The sequence below is a fragment of the Actinomadura sp. NPDC048032 genome (assembly GCF_040653175.1).
Lineage (GTDB): Bacteria > Actinomycetota > Actinomycetes > Streptosporangiales > Streptosporangiaceae > Spirillospora > Spirillospora verrucosospora.
In genome coordinates, this window is the sequence record NZ_JBEZJP010000002.1 from 48,878 (window position 1) to 61,836 (window position 12,959).

13 protein-coding genes are annotated in these 12,959 nt (G+C 74.2%); 2 read left to right on the forward strand and 11 right to left on the reverse strand.

Annotated elements, in window-relative coordinates; genetic code table 11:
* Positions 1-168: 168 nt before the first annotated feature.
* Positions 169-411 carry a hypothetical protein gene (locus tag AB0C69_RS00715; protein ID WP_360347936.1) on the reverse strand — a complete coding sequence of 81 codons (243 nt, stop codon included), beginning with the start codon at positions 409-411 and terminating at the stop codon, positions 169-171.
* Positions 412-650: 239 nt separating this feature from the next.
* Between AB0C69_RS00715 and AB0C69_RS00720 the strand changes: the two genes are divergently transcribed.
* Together AB0C69_RS00720 and AB0C69_RS00725 are read left to right on the forward strand one after the other, a co-directional pair.
* Positions 651-935 carry a phosphopantetheine-binding protein gene (locus AB0C69_RS00720; RefSeq protein WP_353833234.1) on the forward strand — a complete coding sequence of 95 codons (285 nt, stop codon included), beginning with the start codon at positions 651-653 and terminating at the stop codon, positions 933-935.
* Between the two features lies 1 nt (position 936).
* On the forward strand, positions 937-2,286 hold the full coding sequence (locus tag AB0C69_RS00725; protein ID WP_360347939.1) for a TrpB-like pyridoxal phosphate-dependent enzyme: 1,350 nt from the start codon (positions 937-939) through the stop codon (positions 2,284-2,286).
* Positions 2,287-2,359: 73 nt separating this feature from the next.
* Here AB0C69_RS00725 and AB0C69_RS00730 read toward each other — a convergent pair whose 3' ends face one another.
* From AB0C69_RS00730 to AB0C69_RS00775, 10 genes are read right to left on the reverse strand one after another with little or no spacing between them, the layout of a single operon-like run.
* Complete coding sequence (locus AB0C69_RS00730; protein ID WP_360347942.1) at positions 2,360-3,952, reverse strand: sialidase family protein; 1,593 nt, start codon at positions 3,950-3,952, stop codon at positions 2,360-2,362.
* A gap of 57 nt (positions 3,953-4,009) precedes the next feature.
* On the reverse strand, positions 4,010-5,134 hold the full coding sequence (locus tag AB0C69_RS00735) for an alanine racemase (RefSeq protein WP_360347945.1): 1,125 nt from the start codon (positions 5,132-5,134) through the stop codon (positions 4,010-4,012).
* A complete protein-coding gene (locus tag AB0C69_RS00740; protein WP_360347948.1) occupies positions 5,131-5,958 on the reverse strand; it encodes an amidohydrolase family protein in 828 nt (275 codons plus the stop codon). The genes AB0C69_RS00735 and AB0C69_RS00740 overlap by 4 nt, the downstream gene beginning before the upstream one ends.
* Positions 5,955-6,857 carry an IclR family transcriptional regulator gene (locus tag AB0C69_RS00745; protein WP_360347951.1) on the reverse strand — a complete coding sequence of 301 codons (903 nt, stop codon included), beginning with the start codon at positions 6,855-6,857 and terminating at the stop codon, positions 5,955-5,957. The genes AB0C69_RS00740 and AB0C69_RS00745 overlap by 4 nt, the downstream gene beginning before the upstream one ends.
* 32 nt (positions 6,858-6,889) lie before the next feature.
* Entirely contained in the window at positions 6,890-8,440 is a 1,551-nt protein-coding gene (locus AB0C69_RS00750; protein WP_360347954.1) for a D-aminoacylase, read from the reverse strand.
* Positions 8,437-8,925, reverse strand: a complete 489-nt coding sequence (locus tag AB0C69_RS00755) for a RidA family protein (RefSeq protein WP_360347957.1) — start codon at positions 8,923-8,925, stop codon at positions 8,437-8,439. The genes AB0C69_RS00750 and AB0C69_RS00755 overlap by 4 nt, the downstream gene beginning before the upstream one ends.
* 37 nt (positions 8,926-8,962) lie before the next feature.
* Positions 8,963-9,955, reverse strand: coding sequence for an oligopeptide/dipeptide ABC transporter ATP-binding protein (locus AB0C69_RS00760; protein WP_345181457.1), 993 nt, complete (start codon positions 9,953-9,955; stop codon positions 8,963-8,965).
* Entirely contained in the window at positions 9,952-11,010 is a 1,059-nt protein-coding gene (locus AB0C69_RS00765; RefSeq protein WP_360347961.1) for an ABC transporter ATP-binding protein, read from the reverse strand. The genes AB0C69_RS00760 and AB0C69_RS00765 overlap by 4 nt, the downstream gene beginning before the upstream one ends.
* Positions 11,007-11,957, reverse strand: coding sequence for an ABC transporter permease (locus AB0C69_RS00770; RefSeq protein ID WP_360347964.1), 951 nt, complete (start codon positions 11,955-11,957; stop codon positions 11,007-11,009). The genes AB0C69_RS00765 and AB0C69_RS00770 overlap by 4 nt, the downstream gene beginning before the upstream one ends.
* Complete coding sequence (locus AB0C69_RS00775) at positions 11,954-12,913, reverse strand: ABC transporter permease (protein WP_360347967.1); 960 nt, start codon at positions 12,911-12,913, stop codon at positions 11,954-11,956. The genes AB0C69_RS00770 and AB0C69_RS00775 overlap by 4 nt, the downstream gene beginning before the upstream one ends.
* Between the last annotated feature and the right edge of the window lie 46 nt (positions 12,914-12,959).

The following is a 12,959-nucleotide window of genomic DNA, read 5'->3' on the forward strand; positions in this document are numbered from 1 at the left end:
TTCGCGTGGACGGGGCCGTTCGAGGGCCCCGGTCTGTGTGCGCTCCAAGACCAACCGCGTGTCGCCGACCTTCGCGCGGGGCTGGCCTGGGCGCGGGGCCGGAGCGGTGGCGGGGGTGGTTTTTGGGGTGCTCGGGGCGTTGGGATGGCCAGGTGTGGCCGTGGGGCGTCAGTCGTGGAGGATGACGTCGAGGTTCGCGCCGTTCAGTTCGACGGTGTGGCCGAGGCCGGCGACGGCCTTCAGCAGCTCCTCCGGGGTGCGCGGCGCGGCGCCCGACTTGATCAGGTCGTGGGCGATGCGTCCGCGGGTCGCCTTGGCCATGTGGCTGACGACGGTGCGCTTGGGGACGCCGCCGACGAGGCGCTCCCGGAACACCCGGACGGAGACCGCCGGGCCGGGCGCCTTCCACACCGACGCGTACGGTACGGACCGTCAGCCAATCGAAGCGGAAAACGTTCCGGCCGTGGACGGCCCGCCACCGGTTCGTCGGCAAGAACCGGGGCTCGGACGGCCAGGTCGCCGGTAAGCGATGCGCCGTTCCCCGAAACGGGCGCCCTCCCTCCGCGGGTATCGATTCCCGTCCTGCCGACTCACTCCCGCCGACTCACCCCCGCCATTCCCGGGCCGACGCCGCAGACGAGGTGCATGCCATGGATCGTGCCAGCAACGCGGATCTGTCGGCGCAGATCAAGAGCATCATGATCCGCGTTCTCGATCTGGACGTCGCCCCCGAACGCCTGGACGACACGGTCTCGCTCTACTCGCCGGTCGTGGGCATGGACTCCCTGAGCCTGCTGCACACCCTCGTGGAGATCGAGAAAGAGTTCGGCATCGAGATCGACGACGAGGACGTGATGCTCGCCGAACTGAGGAACGTGGGAAGCCTTGTCGACATGATCAGCGGAATCATCGGCGCGGAGGGCGGAAAAGCGTAACATGCGCGATGTTTTCGAACTGGACCGTGACCGGGTTCCCACGCACTGGTACAACATCCTCGCCGACCTTCCGATCGAGGTGCCCCCGGCACGGCCGGCGCCGCCGAGGAACGGCGGTTCGGCGCCGCTGCGGCCGCAACTGCCGTTGTCGATGTACCGCCAGAGCATCGGCCGTGAGCGCTACGTCGAGATACCCGGCCCCGTTCGATCGGAGTACCAGCGCTGGCGCCCGACACCCCTTTTCCGGGCGTCCAGGCTGGAGAAGGCCCTCGACACCCCGGCGCACATCTATTTCAAGTACGAAGGCACCAGTCCGTCCGGCAGCCACAAGATAAACACCGCGCTTGCACAGGCCTATTACTACGGCAGGTCCGGCGTCAGGGAGATGGTGACGGGAACCGGCGCCGGCCAGTGGGGCACCGCGCTCGCGATGGCCTGCCACCCGTACGGGATGGCGTGCACCGTGTTCATGGTGCGGTCCAGCTACGAGCAGAAGCCGTACCGGGGCACGCTGATGCGGTTGAACGGGGCCGAGGTCGTCCCGAGCCCCAGTACGAGGACGGAGGTGGGCAAGGCCGCCCTGCGCGCCGACCCGGATTCGCCGGGCACCCTCGGGATCGCCAACGCCGAGGCGATCGAGTACGCCAACGGCCGGAAGGAGGCGCGGTTCTCGATCGGCAGCGGAGAGAACCACGTCCTCCTGCACCAGACGGTCATCGGCGAGGAGGCCCTGCTGCAGATGGAGCTGGCCGGCGAGTTCCCCGACGTCGTGATCGGCGCGATGGGGGCGGGCAGCAATTTCGCCGGGCTGACCTTCCCCTTCTACCGGGCGGCGCTGGCGGAGAACAGCGGGACGCGGTTCCTGGCGGTGGAGCCCGACGCGTGCCCCAAGATGACCAGGGGCAGCTACATGCTGGACTACACCGACTACTCCGGTGTGACCCCCGCGGTCAAGATGTACACCCTGGGGCACACGTTCACGGCCTACCACATCCACGCCGGGGGCCTGCGGTACCACGGCGCCGCTCCGATCGTCAGCGCCATGTACGACAACGGCATGGTGGAGGCGACCTCCTACTCCCAGACCCGCGTCTTCGAGAGCGGCGCCGCGTTCGCGAAGGCCGAAGGGCTCGTTCCCGCCCCCGAGTCGGCCCACGCCGTCGCCGCCGCGATCGACGAGGCGGTGCGGGCGCGCGACGAGGGCGAGGGGCGGGTCGTCCTGGTCGGTCTCAGCGGCCATGGACTGCTGGACCTCGGCGCCTACGAGAGCCACCTCTCCGGACAGACCGTCGACGTCGCTCCCACCGACGAGGAGATCAAGGCGTCCCTGCGCCTCATCGAATCGCTGTGACGGACGTCGGCACGCCACCGGTGGTGACGTGCCGACCTGGCTCTCCGCCCCTCGTCCCGTCGGGACGTGCGGGTCAGGGAGCGGCGGGGGCGCGGACGCCCAGCTCGGCCAGGACGGCCGCACCGCTGGACCGGGTGATCTCGACCTGGACCCTGTCGACCGGGGCGCCGGCGTCGACGCGGAACCAGGTGAGGTCGTCTCCCCAGCGCACGCGGTAGTCGAGGTCGCCGACCGCGTGCCACGCGCCGTCCGAGGCGGTCCGGACCTTGATCTGCGCCGCTTCGGCGTGGCCCGGCTTGAGCGCCATGCCGGCCTCGGCGACCCGGGTCGGCTCGTCGAACGTGATCGTGTACTGGGCCGGGGCCGCCGTGGCCTTCCAGGCGGCGTCGTAGTAGCCGACCACGCCGTCGATCGGCCCGGTGCGCCCCACCTTCGGCTGGCTCGGGGCCGTGTACACGAGGTCGGTGTCGATCCCGAGCCGGCCCGCGGCGTGCAGCGCGGCCAGGTCCACGCGGCGCGGGTCCGCCGGCTCCGACCGGATGCCCGCCACGTCGACGAAGTCACCGACCAGCTGGCTCCGGTCGGAGTCGAAGCCGAGCACGAGGACCCGGCCGGGAGAGACCTCCGCGACGGCGGGGTTGGCCTGGTCACCGGTCCCGGAGTCGTACACCAGCTCGCGCGGCGCGCCCGTCCACGGCCGGTCGGGGTGCCGCAGGACGGCGCCGACGGTTCCGCGGCGGTTGGTGAAGTGCCCCGACAGGTCGCCGTAGGCGAGGAAGACGTCGCCGTTCCGCAGGACCTCGGTGTGGGCCGAGGAGGTCACCAGGTCGATCTCGGCCGGGGGCGTCCAGGTGCGGCCGCCGTCGCGCGACCAGGACTCCTGGGAATGGACCGCGCCCATCGTGGAGGCTCCCGTGCCGATGCGCAGCAGGGCGTGGACGGTCCCGTCGCGCAGGACGGTGAGCACGGGCTCCTGGTAGTGCGTGCCCTGCGCGGACGCGATCAGCGACTCGGTGCCCTCGTGCCAGGACGCGCCGCCGTCCAGGCTGCGCACGACGGTGGCGCGCTGCCAGCGGTCGTCGGGGACCGTGCCGTAGAGGGGGATGATCAGTTCGCCGGAGGGCAGCTCCTTGATCTGGCCGTGGCTCGCCGCCCATCCCAGCTCGTAGGTGTCGACGATGTCGGACTCGCCGCTCATCGAGGTCCGCACCGCCGCGGGCTCGGACCAGCTGGCCCCGCCGTCGTCGCTGTGCCGGACGAACACGCCCATCGGCTCGGGGGGCGCGACCGAGTAGTCGATCTGGAACCAGCTCAGCAGGAGCCTGCCCGAGCGGAGCTGGGTGATCATCGGGTCGCGGTCGTCGTACGGGGAGTCGTGGACGGCCTCGGGCGGCGACCAGGTGCGGCCGCCGTCCCGGCTGTCGAGCATCACCAGCCGGCCGTCCTGCCCGGTGTGCCCGGCCCCCTCCCGCGCCACCGCGACGAGGGACCCGTCGCCGAGCCGCTCCATGTTCGGGAAATGCAGCTTCTTGCCCGGCGCCGCCTGGGCGACGATCACGTCGGGACGGTCCGGAGCCGAGGGGGTGGACGGGCTCGCGTGCGCCACGGCGCCCGGAAGCCCCAGCGCGAGCAGGGCGCCCATGGCGATGGAGATACCTCGATGCATTCGCATGGCTCCCGGATAGAACACGGAATATCATTCCATGTCAATGTTCGAATTCCGTTAATGGCGCGCCCGGATCGGCTGGCGTTCGGCGGCGCGGTCGCCGTCCACGAAGTACAGCGCGCTCCACATGTTGGTCGTGCCGCAGGCGTGGTTGGGGACGACGCGCAGCAGGTCGCCCACGCGCAGGCCGGCGGTTCCGGGCCCGGTGAGGTAGCCGTGCTCCTCGTTGCCGCCGGTGAACTCCACTCCGTCCAGCGGGGCGCCCGCGGCGTCGCAGACGACGCCCAGCGTTCCGGCGGTCGCGACGGAGTCGGAGCTCATCGCCTTGATCCCCGCGTCGATGATGACGGTCCCGGGGCGCTGGGCGCTGGTGACGCGGGTCAGCACGGTCTGCGCGCACCGGTCGATCCCGGCGCTGCCCAGGCCGACCTGGTTGGCGTCGTAGTAGACGTAGGTGCCGGGGCGCGCCTCGGTGACCCCCGCGGCGAACGGCGCGGACGTGGCGCCGGGGGTCGAGCCGACCGAGACCAGGGGGCACTCGTGCCCGGCGGCGCGCAACGCCTCGGCGACCTGCGCCAGCGTGCGTCCGGCGAGGTCGCCCGCCGCCTCCAGCCCCGGGCGGTCGGGACCGTGCGCGGCGAGATGCCCCTCGTGGGTGAGGACGCCCCGCATCTCCAGAGCGGGCAGCGCGGAGAGCGCGCCCGCGCTCTCGACGGCCTTACCGGGATCGACGCCCGCCCGGTGCAGGCCCGTGTCGACCTCCAGGACGAACGGGACGGTGACCCCGCTGGAGGAGGCCGCGTCCGACAGCGGCCCGGCGGCCTCCAGCGAGTCGAGAGCGATGGTCAGCCCGCCCCGGGCCAGGGCCTGGACGGCGAAGGCCACCTTGGCGGGCCCCACCGGTTGGTGCGCCCACAGGACGTCCTCGACGCCCGCGTCCTGCAGGAGCCCGACCTCGGCGGGCGTGGCGCAGGTGAACCCTGTCGCGCCGTGGGCGAGCTGGCGGCGCGCGACCGCGAGGCATTTCGACGTCTTGAAATGGGGCCGCAGCGCGATCCCGGCGGCCCCGATCGAGCTCGCCATGGCGGCCAGGTTGGCCTCCATGCGGGCCCGGTCGACGAGCAGCGCGGGTGTCGGAAGGGCGTCCAGGGGCAGCCCGCCGGGCGGGAGGTCCGGGTTCATGCCAGTCCCATCCGGGGCCGCGGGTCCCCGTCCAGCAGCCACTCGACGGTCTCCTTCTTGATCTCGGGGAAGCCGGAGGGGCGCTGCCCGGCCATCTCGCGCAGCCCCGCGACGGCCTCGGCGGGCGTCCACAGCGGGAAGTCGGACCCGAAGACGAGCCTGTCGACCACGTCCCACTCCTGGGCGCGGGCCAGCGCCAGATAGCCGTCCATGGGACGGGCCCAGCACGCCGACACGTCGGAGTAGACCCGGCGGTTCTTGCGCAGGGTCACGATCGTCTCGCGCTGCCAGGGGTGCCCGAGGTGCGCGATGATCTGGACGAGGCCGGGGTGGCGGCGCGCGACGTCGTCCACGACCAGGGGGTTGCTGACCGACAGGTCGCCCGCCGGGCTCGGCGTGGCGCCCATGTGCCACAGGACGACGAGCCCGGCGTCGGCCGCGGCCCGGTAGAACGGGTCGTAGGCGGTGTCGCGCGGGTCGAACAGGGCCAGCACCGGATACAGCTTGATGCCGCGCAGCCCGCGCGCGACGCCGTCGGCGAGCTGGTCGAGCACGTCGGGGTCGGTGGGGTCGAGCGCCATGAACCCGATCGTGTCCGTGGCGGTCTCCGCGCAGAACCGCTCGGTGTACTCGTTCGGGGTGAGGACCCCGGCGGCCGTGGCGCGGATGCCGAACACGCACGCCGCGGTCACGTCCGCCATGGCGCGGTCGTAGTCGGCGGGAGTGAACTCGTGGGCTCCCCGCCCGTAGACGGGTCTCCAGTGGTGCTCCCACTCGTGGCCCCAGTGCTCGGGCCGCTGGCAGTGGGTATGGAAGTCGATCAAGCATCCTCCCGGGTGCTGGGCGCGCCGGAGCGCAGGGACGAGCGCAGGTACTCCAGGGCGGCGACGACGTCGGCGTCGGCCGCGAGGTCCGCCGCCGCGGCCCGCAGCCCGTCCAGGTAGCCGGCGCGGCGGTCGCCGTCGAACTCGGCGGACGGCCCCGACACGCTGAGGGCGGCCACGCAGTCGCCGCCCACCTCGACGGGCACGGCGACGCAGCGGAGCCCGACGCTGCCCTCGTTGTCGTCGAGGGCGTGGCCGCGCTCGGCCGTGGCCCGCAGGTCCTCGGCCAGGGCGCTCGCCGTCGTGAGGGTGTGCTCGGTGCGGGCCGGGAACGGCTCGGGCGGCAGGTACGCGGCGACCTTGGACGGGTCGAGCCGGGCGAGCAGCATCTTGCCGAGCCCGGTGCAGTGGGCGGCGTCGCGGGTGCCCGGCATGGTGTGGAACCGGATCGGCCGGTCGGGCTCGCGGACGCACACGTGCAGCACCTCCCGGCCGTCCAGCACGCCGAGGTTCGCGGTCTGGCCGGTGGCCTCGGCGACCTTCGCCAGGTGGCCTCCCGCCACCTGGGACAGGTCCAGCCCGGTCAGGTACGCGGTGGACAGCGTCAGGGTCTTGTGGCCGAGCCGGTAGGCGGGCCGCTCGTCGGCGCGGACCACGTAGCCCATCTCCTCCAGCACGCCGAGGAGCCGCACGAGCGTGCTCTTCGGCAGGCCGGTGCCGGCCGAGAAGTCGTTCAGGGTGAGGGCGCCGCCCTGCGCGGCGAGGCGTTCGAGCAGCGCCAGGCCCCGTGCCAGGGCGTTGGCGTGGTAGTTCGCCGCCGCCGGGCGGTCGTCGTCCACGTTGGCGCGGCGGGCCGCGGGCCGCGTGCCGGCGGCTCTCGTCCCTCTGGCTCTGTCCATGGTGCCTCGTCTCTGTTCTGGGGATGCGCGGTTCAGGGGACGCGCAGGATCTCGCCGGGCCGCGCGCCGCCGTGCGCGCCGTCCTCGACGACGGCGCGGCCGCCGACGACGACCGCGCGGATCCCGTCCGGATACCGCTGGGGTGCTGCGAACGTAGCCCGATCGGCGATGCGCGCGGGGTCGAAAACGACGATGTCCCCGTGCGCCCCCGGCCGCAGGACGCCGCGCCCCGCGAGCCCCGCCCGTTCGGCCGGCGCGGACGTGCACCTGCGGACGGCCTCGGCGAGCCCGAGCAGGCCCGGCCGGACGTACGCGGCGAAAAGCCGCGGGTAGCAGCCGTAGGAGCGGGGATGCGGCGTGCCGCGCCCGGTCGGCCCGGCGGGGTCGAGGGCCTGGCCGTCGGAGCCGATGACCCCGGCGGGATGGGTGAGCGCGTCGGCGAGGTCGCGTTCGCTGCGGCCTCCCGCCACCATCTGGACGGCGTTGCCGTGCTCGGCGACGAGGTCGATCACGAGGTCCGGCGGTTCCGTCCCGGCCTCGGCGGCCAGGGCGGTGACGGGGCGTCCCCCGACGGCGATGTCGTCCCAGGAGTTCGGCATGTCCCGCCACCCGTCCCGGACGCGGGCGCGGACGGCGCGGCCGTCGAGCCGGGCCCGCATCGCCCGCTCGCCGCCCTCCTGCGCCCACGCGGGCAGCAGCTGCGACAGCGGCGCGTTCCCGGCGAGGTAGGGGTAGATGTCGAAGCCGACGTCCAGCCCGGCGGCCCGCGCGGCGTCGATGAGCTCCAGCGCCCGCGCGACGGAGCCGTGGTTGCGCCGCCCGACCGCGACCAGGTGCGAGATCTGGGTGCGGCAGCCGGTGGCCGCCGCGACCCGCAGCGCCTGCCGCACGGAGTCGAGCAGCCCGTCGGCGTAGTCGCGCACATGCCAGGCGAACAGCCGGCCGTGCGCGGCGGCCGTGCGGCCGAGCGCCTCCAGCTCGTCTTCGCGCGCGTAGCAGGCGGGCGCGTAGACCAGGCCGGTGGAGACGCCGGCGGCGCCCGCCGCGAGCGCGTCGCCGAGCAGCCCCCGCATCCGGTCGAGCGCGGCGGCGTCCGCCGGGCGGTCGCCGAACCCGACGGCGGCCGCGCGTAGCGGCGTGTGCGCGACGAGCGCGGCCACGTTAACGGCGGGGCGCGCGGCGTCGAGCGCGGCCAGGTAGCCGGGAAGGTCGGCCCAGTCCCAGCGGACGGACGGGTCCAGGTCGAGGTAGCCGGCGGCGGCGCGCAGCGCCTCCCGGTCGTCTCCGGCGGCGACGGGCGCGACGCCGAGGCCGCAGTTGCCGACCACGACGGTCGTGATCCCCTGCCGGACGGCGCTGTGCGCCTCGGGGGACGACAGGAGGGTCAGGTCCGAATGGGTGTGCACGTCCACGAAACCCGGCGCGACGACGTGCCCGGACGCGTCGATCGTCCGGGCCGCGGGGCGCCCGGCCAGGTCGCCGATCCCCGTGACCCGCCCGCCGGTGACGGCGACGTCCGCGCGGACCGGCGCGGCCCCGGTGCCGTCGGCGAGGGTCCCGCCGGCGATGAGCAGATCGATCATGGCGCGGCCGGCTCCGGGCGCAGCCGGAACGTGGCCCCCACCTCGACCGGGCTGCCCGTGGGCAGGGCGGCGACGCCGAGCGCGACCCGCGCGTGCCGCCCGGCGCCGTCGCCGAGCACCTCGGTGAACAGGGCCGTCGCGGCGTCGGCCACCAGATGCTGGTCGGTGAACCCGGGCGCGGACGCGACCCACACCGAGACCGCCTCGACATGCGCGACCGCGCCGAGCCCGCCGTCACCGGACAGCTCGTCCCGGACGGCGGTCAGGACGTTGCGGGCGCACTGCCGCGCGCAGGCGCGGGCGGTGTCGAGCGTGACCTCGTCTCCCACGCGGCCCTCGGCGAGCAGCCTTCCGTCGCGGACGGCGACCTGGCCGGAGGCGATCAGGACCTCCCCCGAGCGGCGCGCCGCGGCGACGGCCGGGCGCTCCCCCGCGGGCCCCGGGTCCGTGGAGGCGGCGGCCAGGCGCTGGTCGGCGTCGTGCATGGTGACTCCTTCGATGGCGGGTCGGACGGTGGCGGGGTCAGGCGGTGGCCGGTTCGGCGAAGTGGCAGGCGGTCGGATGGCCGGCCCCGGCGTGGGCGACGAGCGGCGGCGTCTCGGTCGCGCAGATGTCGCGCGCCTTCCAGCACCGGGTGCGGAACCGGCAGCCGGAGGGCGGGTCGATCGGGCTCGGCACGTCCCCGGTCAGCATGATCCGCTCGCGTCCGCCGCGGGCGCCGGGACGCGGGCGCGGCACGGCCGACAGGAGCGCCTGCGTGTACGGATGCGCGGGACCGCCGAAGATCTCCTCGCGGGTGCCGCGCTCCACGATCGTCCCGAGGTACATCACGGCGATCTCGTGCGAGACGTGCCGCACCACCGACAGGTCGTGCGAGATGAACAGGTACGCCACGCCCAGCTCGCGCTGGAGCTCCCGCAGCGTGTTGACGACCTGCGCCTGGATCGAGACGTCCAGGGCGCTGACCGGCTCGTCCAGCACGAGGACCTTCGGGCCGAGGGCGAGCGCGCGGGCGATCCCGATGCGCTGGCGCTGCCCGCCGGAGAACTCGTGGGCGTACCGGCGGGCGTGCGAGGGCGCGAGCCGCACCATGTCGAGCAGCTCGGCGACCCGCTCGGGTCCCCCGTCCCCGTAGCGGCCCTGGACGCGCAGCGGCTCGGCGACGATGTCGTGCACGGTCATCCGCGGCGACAGCGACGCGTACGGGTCCTGGAACACCAGTTGCAGGTCGCGGCGCAGGGCGCGGAGCTCGGCGCCGCGCGCGCGGGTGACGTCCCGCCCGGCCACGACGATCCGGCCGGCGGTGGGCTCCAGCAGCCGCACCGCCATCCGCCCCGTGGTCGTCTTGCCGCAGCCCGACTCGCCGACGAGGCCGAGCGTCCGCCCGGCGCGCAGGGAGAAGTCGACGCCGTCGACGGCGTGGACGCTGCCGGTCCGCCTGCGCAGCGGCCCCGACCGCACCGGGAAATGCCTGGTGAGGCCGGTGACGCCGAGGACCTCGTCCGGTACGGTCATCGGTCGCCTCCCTTCTCCCCGCCGGGCGGGGCCATCTCGTGGTGGAAATGGCAGGCGCTCGCGCGCCCGGGACCGGACTGGGCGGGGTCGGGGCGCTCCACCCGGCAGCGGTCCCGCGCCATCGGACAGCGCGGCGCGAACGCGCACCCCCGCGCGATCTCGCCCGGCGCCGGCGGCGCACCGGGGATCGGGGTCAGCTCGCGGGCGTCGCCGTCCAGCGCGGGCAGGCTCTCCAGCAGCCCCCGCGTGTAGGGGTGCCGGGGCGAGTCGAAGATCGCCTCGACGGGGCCGTGCTCGACGACCCGCCCCGCGTACATCACCGCGACCCGGTCGGCGAGCTCGGCGACCACGCCGAGATCATGGGTGATCAGCACGGTGGCGGCGCCCGTCTCCCGCCGGGTCAGCCGCAGCAGGTCCAGGACCTGGGCCTGGACGGTCACGTCCAGCGCGGTCGTCGGCTCGTCCGCGATCAGCAGGTCGGGGTCGTTGGCGATGGCCATCGCGATCATCGCGCGCTGCCGCATCCCGCCGGAGAACTCGTGCGGGTACTGCTTCAGCCGCCGCTCCGCGCCCGGCACCCCGACCAGGGTCAGCAGCTCGGCGGCGCGCTCGCGCGCCTGCGAGCGGGACATGCCCGGCCGGTGCAGCCGCAGCGCCTCGCGGATCTGCGCGCCGACCGACAGGACGGGGTTCAGCGCGGTCATCGGATCCTGGAAGATCATCGCGATCCGGCCGCCGCGCAGCCGGCGCAGCTCGCGCGGGGGCATCGCGCGCAGGTCGGCCCCGTCGAACACGACGCGTCCCGAGACGACCCGGCCCGGCGGCCTGACCAGCCCGAGTGCGGACATCGCCGTGACGCTCTTGCCCGATCCCGACTCGCCGACCACGCCGAGCGTCTCGCCCGGCGCGACGGTGTACCCGGCGCCGTCCACGGCCCGGACGGTCCCCTCGTCGCCGGCGAACTCGACGACCAGGTCCTCGATCTCCAGCAGCGGGCGTCCGTCCGCGCGCCCCGGGGTCTCCCGCGGGGTCGCCTTCCCGGCGGGCGCGCTCATGTCCGTCCTCCCGGCGTGACGGCGTCGCGGAGCCCGTCCCCGACGAAGTTGACGGCGAGGACCGTCACGGCGATCGCCACGCCCGGCGGTATCCACAGCCACGGCATCGTCTGGATCAGCGTCAGGTTCTGCGCGTCGTTCAGCATGTTCCCCCAGCTCGCCTGCGGCGGCCGCACGCCGAGCCCGAGGAAGGACGCGGTGGTCTCCAGCATGATCGCCTGCGCGACGGCCAGGGTGCCGGTCACGGTGACCGGCGCCAGCGCCGCGGGGACGATGTGCTTGCGGATCAGCCACCACGCGTTCGCCCCGCTCGCCTCGGCCGCCTGGATGTACTCGCGGTCGCGCAGCGACAGCGTCACGCCCCGCACCACCCGGCCCGCGACCGGCCACTGCGTCAGCCCGATGGCGACGATCAGCACGGTCACGCTCGGCCCGACGATCCCGGCGAGCACCAGGATCACCACGACGGTCGGGAACGACATGACGATGTCGGCGATCCGCATGATCACGTTGTCGGCCACGCCGCCGAACAGCCCGGACACCGAGCCGAACAGCGTGCCGACCACGACCGCGCCGAGCGCGGCGGCCAGACCGACCAGCAGCGACACCCGTCCGGCGTGCAGGGTGCGGGCGAACACGTCGCGGCCGGAGGTGTCGGTGCCGAACCAGTGCGCGCCGGACGGGGCCTCGCGGACCGCGTCCAGGTCCACCGCGTTCGGATGCGCGGCGATCAGCGGCGCCAGCAGCGACGCCAGGACGACCGCGCCGAGCACGGCGCTCCCGGCGACGGCGAGGCGGTTGCGGCGGAACCGGCGCACGGCGCGCGCCCGGGGCGAGGCGGAGCCGGCGCGGCCCTCGCCGCCCCGCCCCTTCCCGGGCGGCGCGGCCTTCCCCTCACGGGGCCTTCTCAGCTTCTCGGCCGGCGCGCCGGCGGGCGTCGCGGTCATCGCAGGCTCACTCTCGGGTCGACGACGGCGTACAGCACGTCCGCGATCAGGTTGCAGAGCAGCACCAGCACCGCCACGTACAGCGCGAACCCGACGATCACCGGGTAGTCGTGCTGGCCGATCGAGCTGACCGCGAGCTGCCCCATGCCGGGCCAGGCGAAGACCTGCTCGATCACCACCGCGCCCGCCAGCATCTGCGGGATCTGGTACATCACCACGGTGATCAGCGGGATCAGCGCGTTGCGCAGCGCGTGCCGCAGCACGACGCGGGCCCGGGACGCGCCTTTGGCCTCGGCCGTGCGGACGTAGTCGGCGCCCAGCTCGTCCACCAGGCCGCCCCGCACGTAGCGGGTGAACGGCCCGGCGGTGACGAACGCCAGGATCAGCCCCGGAAGGATCAGGTGCCGGAGCTGGTCGGCGGGGCCGCCGCCGCCCGGAGTGGTCATCCCGGCGGACGGCAGCACGCCCCACTTCAGGGAGAACAGGTAGATCCCGACGATGCCGAGGAAGAACGGCGGCACCGACACCGCGGCCAGGCCGAGGACGGTGGCGCCGTAGTCGACCGCGGTGTTGCGGCGCACCGCGGCGGCGACGCCGAGCGCGACCGACACCGCGAGCGCGACCACCAGGGCGGCGCTCATGAGCTGCAGTGTCGGCCCGACCCGCTCGCCGAGCACCGCCGAGACGGGGCGGTGCCCGACGTAGGAGTAGCCGAAGTCGCCGTGCAGCGCGCCCGAGAGCCAGTGGCCGTACTGGACGACGACGGACCGGTCCAGGCCCAGCTCGTGCCGTTTGGCCTCGATGAAGGCGGCGCCGCCCCCGCGCATCTGCTCGGGGTCGACCATCATGCGGACCGGGTCGCCCGGCGCGACCCGCACCAGTACGAAGATCCCGACGCTGATCAGCAGGAACACGAGCGCGTTCACCAGCAGGCGCCGGACGACATAGGCCGCCACGCCTCACCCCCTCTCGTCGGTGCCGGCCGGGGCCGGGGCGAGCGGC

Excerpts from the sequence above, each read along its gene's own strand:
- AB0C69_RS00730 (WP_360347942.1), bottom strand. The coding sequence starts at position 3,952 with ATGCATCGAGGTATCTCCATCGCCATGGGCGCCCTGCTCGCGCTGGGG.
- AB0C69_RS00765 (WP_360347961.1), bottom strand. The coding sequence starts at position 11,010 with ATGAGCGCGCCCGCCGGGAAGGCGACCCCGCGGGAGACCCCGGGGCGC.
- AB0C69_RS00770 (WP_360347964.1), bottom strand. The coding sequence starts at position 11,957 with ATGACCGCGACGCCCGCCGGCGCGCCGGCCGAGAAGCTGAGAAGGCCC.
- AB0C69_RS00750 (WP_360347954.1), bottom strand. The coding sequence starts at position 8,440 with ATGATCGATCTGCTCATCGCCGGCGGGACCCTCGCCGACGGCACCGGG.
- AB0C69_RS00735 (WP_360347945.1), bottom strand. The coding sequence starts at position 5,134 with ATGAACCCGGACCTCCCGCCCGGCGGGCTGCCCCTGGACGCCCTTCCG.
- AB0C69_RS00720 (WP_353833234.1), top strand. The coding sequence starts at position 651 with ATGGATCGTGCCAGCAACGCGGATCTGTCGGCGCAGATCAAGAGCATC.
- AB0C69_RS00760 (WP_345181457.1), bottom strand. The coding sequence starts at position 9,955 with ATGACCGTACCGGACGAGGTCCTCGGCGTCACCGGCCTCACCAGGCAT.
- AB0C69_RS00755 (WP_360347957.1), bottom strand. The coding sequence starts at position 8,925 with ATGCACGACGCCGACCAGCGCCTGGCCGCCGCCTCCACGGACCCGGGG.
- AB0C69_RS00745 (WP_360347951.1), bottom strand. The coding sequence starts at position 6,857 with ATGGACAGAGCCAGAGGGACGAGAGCCGCCGGCACGCGGCCCGCGGCC.
- AB0C69_RS00725 (WP_360347939.1), top strand. The coding sequence starts at position 937 with ATGCGCGATGTTTTCGAACTGGACCGTGACCGGGTTCCCACGCACTGG.